Below are 6,602 nucleotides of genomic sequence, written 5' to 3' on the forward strand. Positions count from 1 at the left end.
ATGGAATTGATGGTTAAGTCTGTCTGGAATTCCCATAGAAAACCTGGTTTTTGCTGGGGTTTATCGGGCTAATCTTAACCTATTAATTTGGATGAGTAATTACTGTAAAAAAATCTTGATTTTGGGAGGAACGGCGGAAGCGACAGCCCTATATGATAGGGTTCAAACTATGGCGAATATAGAGGCGATCGCTTCTTTTGCGGGTCGCACTCAACAGCCAGTTACCCCGAAAGACCCGGCGGCTTTTCGGATTGGGGGTTTTGGCGGTGTTCAGGGTTTAATCGACTATTTAAAACAACAAAAAATTGATATTTTAATTGATGTTACCCACCCCTTTGCTGCCCAAATTTCTGACCACGCGGCTATAGCAGCTAATGAATGTGGAATTAAACGGTTAATGGTTGTCCGTCCGGCTTGGGAAAAAGTCCCCGGCGATAACTGGGTTGAGGTGGATAGTCACTCACAGGCTACTATGGTTTTATCAGGGTTAGCTGAACGGGTATTTTTAACTATTGGTCGTCAGGAACTTTCCGCCTATGCTGAACTAAAAGATATCTGGTTTTTAATGCGGATGATTGACCCACCTCAGCCGAATTTACCTATACCTAGGGGGGAATTATTGTTACAAAGGGGGCCGTTTTCGGTGATAGATGAACTGTCAATTTTACGGGAATATCAACTGGGTGCAATTGTTAGTAAAAATAGCGGCGGTGATGCTACCTACGCCAAAATTGTGGCGGCGCGAGAGTTGAAATTACCTGTGGTTATGGTGCAACGTCCTCCCATTCCTATGGGGGAAACAGTGGCTGATATTGAGTCGGCGATCGCTTGGTTACACCAACAATAAACCGCCTTTTTAGTTATGGTTTCAGCACTGACCATTGAGTGACAGTAGCTAAGGGTTTCCAGCCTAAAAAATTGCCAATGGCTGCAGTTCTTTCAATGCCAATTCGGGTAAGTTCCCCCCCTAATTTATTATGCCATTGTAACAGAAGTAACTCACTCTCAACTGTGACTGTATTAGCCACTAGACGACCTCCCGATCGCAATTTTTCCCAACAGGTTTCTAATAGACCTGGGGTGGTAATACCACCACCAATAAAAATGGCATCAGGGGAAGGTAAATTAATTAATGATTCGGGTGCTTTTCCGGCTATTATTTTCAGGTCTGGAGTCCCTAAAGCTGTGGCATTATCAGCAATATATTCTAAGCGTCTGGGATGCTGTTCTATGGCGATACTTTGACAACGGCGATCGCTTCTCATCCACTCAATACCAATGGACCCACAACCTGCACCGACATCCCATAAAAGTTGTCCCGGTAGGGGAGATAATCGACTGAGAGTAATCGCTCGGACCTCCTGTTTAGTTAACTGTCCGTCGTGGTGGTAGGCGCTGTCAGGAAGTCCCGGGAAACTAGGGGAAAAGTTAACGGGATTAGAACTAATACACTCTACGGCGATCGCATTTAAATCAGCCACTTCGTCAACATCCCAAGAGGAAGCGATACCCGAAATTTGTCTCTCTTTTTTGCCTCCCAAATGTTCCAACACCACGATTAAACTATCACCAAATCCTTGATGTGTTAGGAGTTCAGCCACGGCGGCGGGAGTGCGACGATTAGCACTTAAAATTAACAGACGCGCACCCCCATAAATTACCCGATTTAATAAAGCCAGGGGACGACCACATAAACTCAGGGTTTCTACATCGGTTACAGACCAACCCAAACGACTACAAATTAGGCTAAATGTAGAGGGAGAAGGAATTATAGTAATTTCCTCAAGGGGTAGGCGACGGGTAAGGGTAACGCCAATACCATACCACATCGGATCGCCACTAGCTAAAACACAGACGGGTTGACCACGGCGGCGGATAATTTCTGCGATCGACTCATCCAGAGGAGAAGTCCAGAGGAGTTTTTCTCGTTTATCCTCCGGGGGTAACATTGCTAAATGACGTTGACCACCGACAACTACTGAAGCCATAGATAAAAGCGATCGCGCCGTGGCGCTTAACCCTTCTAACCCATCTTCCCCAATTCCTACAATTGATAACCATTTGTGGGAAAAATCCCTGCTGACCATGATTTATAGTTAAAATACCAGTATTCATGATATAGTATTTGGGCTTGTCGTTGGGAAAGTTCGGTGAGATTCCGACACTGTGCCGCAACTGTAATACAATTTTCTGAGTCAGAATGCCAACTACAAGTTATTGATGAGTTGTCAAAATCAGCTAATTTTGCGGCTCATTCTCTGCGTCGCATGGAGAAACAAATCACCATGAATTGGTTAGTTAAAGCAAATGTTTGTCCGGGTCTATTTTATGGAACCCACGCCCAGGATGGTTTTTTAATCCGCATTCGGACTCCGGGCGGATTAATTAATAGTAAACAGGGTAAATTATTGGGTGATTTATTAACGGAGTGGGGAGGGACGCTACAAGTAACTAATCGCGCTAATTTACAAATTCGGGGAGTGCAAAAACCACCAACTAGCGCCGTTTTTGAGATGCTGCAAAAATTAAATTTAGCTGCTCAAAATCCCCACATAGACCACCTACGCAATATTATGGGTAGTCCGACGGCGGGAATTGATAGCCAGGAGTTAATTGATACTCGTCCCCTGATTAAAGCCCTGGATAATCTGATTCAAAATCACCCGTTAATTGGCGAACTTAGTCCTAAGTTTAGCATCGGAGTTGATGGGGGGGGGACTGTGGGAATTGGTATCCGTTCTCCGGTGGCTTGGGAACATCGATATAATCAGATTCAGCTTAATGCGATCTCGGTAGATGATGGGAATAATAGCATTAATTTTCAGTTGGCGATCGCCGGAGATAAAAAGCTATATAATACCCAACTTGTCATCACGCCAGAACAATGTTTATCTGTAGTCGCTACCCTTATTAATGTCTATGGGGAGTATGTCCGAAACAACCCCTTAGATACCGGGAAAAAGCCTCGGATGAAACAGCTAATTGACCATCTAGGATTAGATACATATATCCAGCAAGTCAACAGCCAACTAACCCAGCCCTTGCCGATATTGTCCGCTGAACCTACCCCCAGCCAACCCTATCATCATTTAGGAATTTATCCCCAAAAAAACGCCGAATTGTGTTATATTGGGATATCATTACACCTAGGACAAATTAATGCACAACAATGGTTAGGATTAGTCGAACTTTCAGAAACCTTTGGTAATGCCGAGTTAAGATTAACCCCTTGGCAAACAATTATAATGCCAGATATTCCCCATCAACAAATCAGCCAATTATTGCCGAAACTATCTTTATTAGGCTTCGCGGAAATTGAGTCAAATCAAGTGGCGATCGCTGCTTGTGGTGGTAAGCCTGGCTGTGCCGCATCACTTACCCACACTCAAACTCACGCTTCCCAATTAGCAGAATATCTCCACCAGCGATTAAATTTAGATACTCCTATTAATATTCATGTAACTGGTTGCCCTAAATTTTGCGCTCAACCCAGTCCCGCAGAAATCACCCTTTTAGGGCATACAATTAATCAAAATGGGAAAACTATCGAAGGCTACCAAGTGTATCTTGGGGATGGTGAACAATCCTTAAAACAAAAAATTTTTGAGGGAGTATTTACCGAAATACCCGAATTTTTAGCCAATTTTTTGACCCAAAATCGCCCACTTAATTAATCACTAATTACCTGCAAATTTGCTGATGATAGACTACCTGCGTGACGGCAACCAAATATATCAGAAATCCTTTGGAATAATTCGGGATGAAACCAACTTTCAAGGTTTATCAGATGATTTATCTCATGTAGCAGTTAGGTTAATTCATGCCTGCGGAATGACGGATATTGTCGGAGATTTACAAGCCTCAGAAAATGCCGTTAAAGTCGGACGGGAGGCACTACAACAGGGAAAAGCCATCTTTTGTGATGCCATGATGGTGGCTAGGGGAATTACTAAAAAACGCTTACCTAAAAATAACCCGATTATTTGTACCCTAAATCATCCAGATGTCCCTAATATCGCTCGCCAGATTAATAATACTCGGTCGGCGGCAGCATTGGAGTTATGGGGGGATAATTTACAAGGCGCAGTGGTAGCCATTGGTAATGCACCGACTGCCCTCTTTCACCTGCTGGAAATGTTGGATGATGGTTTAGTGAAACCTGCACTGATTTTAGGGTTTCCGGTCGGCTTTGTCGGCGCGGCAGAGTCGAAACTTGAATTGGCATCTAATAGCCGTGGTATTCCATTTATGACACTCCATGGGCGGCGCGGTGGGAGTGCGATCGCAGCGGCGGCAGTAAATGCGTTAGCAAAGGAAAATGAATTATGACTAAATTAGGGCGACTTTATGGGTTGGGAATTGGTCCGGGAGATCCGGAATTACTAACTTTAAAAGCACATCGTATTTTAACAACTGTTCCCGTCATTGCCTATCCCAGTTTGGAAAATGGCAAGGTTTTAGCTAGGGCGATCGTCGCCGATTTTATCTCCCCTGATCAGATCGAAATTCCTATCCCCCTACCCTTTAGTGTGCAGCGATCGTCACAGCCTTATTATGATATCGGGGCGGAAAAAATTGCCGAACATCTCAGCCAGGGGAAAGATGTGGCGGTTTTGTGTCTGGGAGATCCGATGCTTTATGGTACGTTTATGTACATTTTTAATCGCTTATCAGGGCGGTTTTCAATTGAGGTCATACCTGGGATTTCTTCAGTGATGGCTAGTGCGGCTATGTTGGGAGTACCGATAACTTATCGCAATGATGTCTTTACCATTCTTCCGGCTACATTAGAGGCGGATATATTACGCGATCGCCTCTCGGTAGCTGATGCAGCCGCCATTATGAAATTAGGTCGGCATTTTGCTAAAGTTTATCAAATTTTGGCAGATTTAGGACTACTACAAAGGGCTTTATATATCGAACGCGCTACTTGGAAAAATCAGGCAATTATCCCCATTACAGAAGTTGACCATAACTCAGTTACCTACTGGTCATTAATTTTAGTACCTAGTCATAACCTGCCCAAATAACCCCGAATTAACCCTTAATTCCCCCTAAGTTATGAACCAACCAGCCATTATTGTTTTAACCGAAAATAGTCTTGATGTGGCTAAGAACATCCAAAAAGCCCTAGGTAATGGGATTATCTATGGTTCCCCAAAACGCACCCAGTCGGCTGATTTAACCTATGATAATTTTGGGGATACCGTGCGGGAACTCTTCCAAACAGGAACCCCCATTATTGGCATTTGTGCGGCGGGGATTTTAATTCGCACTTTAGCACCATTATTAATCAATAAATGGCAGGAACCTCCCGTTTTAGCTGTGGCTGAAGATGGTAGCGCCGTCGTGCCACTTTTAGGGGGTTTACAAGGGGTTAATGATTTGGCGCGTAAAATTGCCCAATTCTTGCAGGTTTCTCCAGCTATTACCACCACAGGAGAAATTAGATTTAAAACGGCTTTATTATCTCCCCCCAAGGGTTATCAATTGATTAATCCTGATGATGCCAAAACCTTTATTTCCGATTTGTTGGCGGGAGAACAAGTTAAATTGCTCGGAGATGCACCCTGGTTACAAAATAGTAAATTGCCCTTTGATGAACAGGGAAAATTGACTATTGAAATCGTAGATAAAGCAGATATAGACACTCTTCAGCCTAGGGGCGATCGCTTAATTTATCAGTTAGAGAGTTCACCAGAAATCACCGGTAAATTAGCCATAATTGGCACCGGACCCGGAAGCCATGATTGGCTATCTCCCCAAGTTCGCGAGGTCTTAGAAAATGCTAGTGATTGGGTAGGTTATAAAACCTATTTAGACCTAGTTGAATTTTTAAGAAAACCCGAAATTATCCGCCATGAATCTGATAATAGGGTAGAATTAAATAGGGCGGAGACTGCCTTAAATTTAGCCGCTAAAGGGCGTTCAGTGGTGCTAATTTCTTCCGGCGATCCAGGCATTTACGCCATGGCTTCAGCGGTATTTGAAGTATTAGAAACCAAAGCCAAACCAGAATGGGAGGCGATCGCTATCCAGGTCTGTCCAGGTATTTCCGCCATGCAAGCCGCCGCCGCCAGAGTTGGCGCACCATTAGGACACGATTTCTGCGTCATTTCCCTATCAGATATTCTCAAACCCTGGGATGTCATTATCAACCGCATTGAATTAGCCGCCAAAGCCGATTTAGCCATGGCATTTTATAACCCTGTTTCTCAACAAAGAACCTGGCAACTTGACCAAGCAAAACAGATATTATTAAAGTGGAGGTCTCCCCAAACTCCCATTATCTTAGCCCGAAATTTAGGCAGAAAAGGAGAAACCGTCACCGTCAAAATACTCGAACAATTAACCGCTCAAGATGCCGATATGCGAACCATAATTTTAATTGGAAACAGCCAAACTCGCATCATTAACCAAAACCAAAACCAGCAGTGGATTTACACCCCACGCCATTATCCCTCTCTCCCCAAAGGACGGGTTTATTAATCCTCCGGTTGGGAAACGAGAAACTAGCAGAACCCCCCGACAATTAACAATTATTAATTAATCACTGGCTGGGGGCGGGTTTATTAATCCTCCGGTTGGGAGGCGATAAACTG

General features: G+C 43.9%; 6 protein-coding genes and 1 riboswitch. Of the genes, 5 read left to right on the top strand and 1 reads right to left on the bottom strand.

What is annotated here, in order from left to right:
- Positions 1–91: 91 nt before the first annotated feature.
- Positions 92–847: a cobalt-precorrin-6A reductase gene (locus tag P5683_RS10480; protein ID WP_006626035.1), complete on the top strand. Its 756-nt coding sequence runs from the start codon at positions 92–94 to the stop codon at positions 845–847.
- A gap of 13 nt (positions 848–860) precedes the next feature.
- Here the strand turns inward: P5683_RS10480 and cbiE are convergent, their stop codons facing one another.
- Positions 861–2,087, bottom strand: coding sequence for a precorrin-6y C5,15-methyltransferase (decarboxylating) subunit CbiE (gene cbiE / locus P5683_RS10485; RefSeq protein WP_315639793.1), 1,227 nt, complete (start codon positions 2,085–2,087; stop codon positions 861–863).
- 15 nt (positions 2,088–2,102) lie between these two features.
- Positions 2,103–2,227: riboswitch (cobalamin riboswitch) on the top strand.
- Here cbiE and cobG point away from each other — a divergent pair.
- From cobG to cobJ, 4 genes are all read left to right on the top strand, one after another.
- On the top strand, positions 2,226–3,674 hold the full coding sequence (gene cobG, locus P5683_RS10490; protein WP_231296396.1) for a precorrin-3B synthase: 1,449 nt from the start codon (positions 2,226–2,228) through the stop codon (positions 3,672–3,674). Its footprint overlaps the riboswitch before it by 2 nt.
- A gap of 25 nt (positions 3,675–3,699) precedes the next feature.
- A complete protein-coding gene (locus tag P5683_RS10495) occupies positions 3,700–4,329 on the top strand; it encodes a precorrin-8X methylmutase (protein WP_008050381.1) in 630 nt (209 codons plus the stop codon).
- A complete protein-coding gene (cobI, locus tag P5683_RS10500; RefSeq protein WP_006626031.1) occupies positions 4,326–5,030 on the top strand; it encodes a precorrin-2 C(20)-methyltransferase in 705 nt (234 codons plus the stop codon). Before P5683_RS10495 ends, cobI begins: the two co-directional genes overlap by 4 nt.
- A gap of 31 nt (positions 5,031–5,061) precedes the next feature.
- Positions 5,062–6,489 carry a precorrin-3B C(17)-methyltransferase gene (cobJ, locus tag P5683_RS10505; protein WP_006626030.1) on the top strand — a complete coding sequence of 476 codons (1,428 nt, stop codon included), beginning with the start codon at positions 5,062–5,064 and terminating at the stop codon, positions 6,487–6,489.
- Positions 6,490–6,602 lie beyond the last annotated feature (113 nt).

Source organism: Limnospira sp. PMC 1279.21, assembly GCF_032349615.1.
GTDB classification, from domain to species: Bacteria; Cyanobacteriota; Cyanobacteriia; order Cyanobacteriales; family Microcoleaceae; genus Limnospira; species Limnospira fusiformis.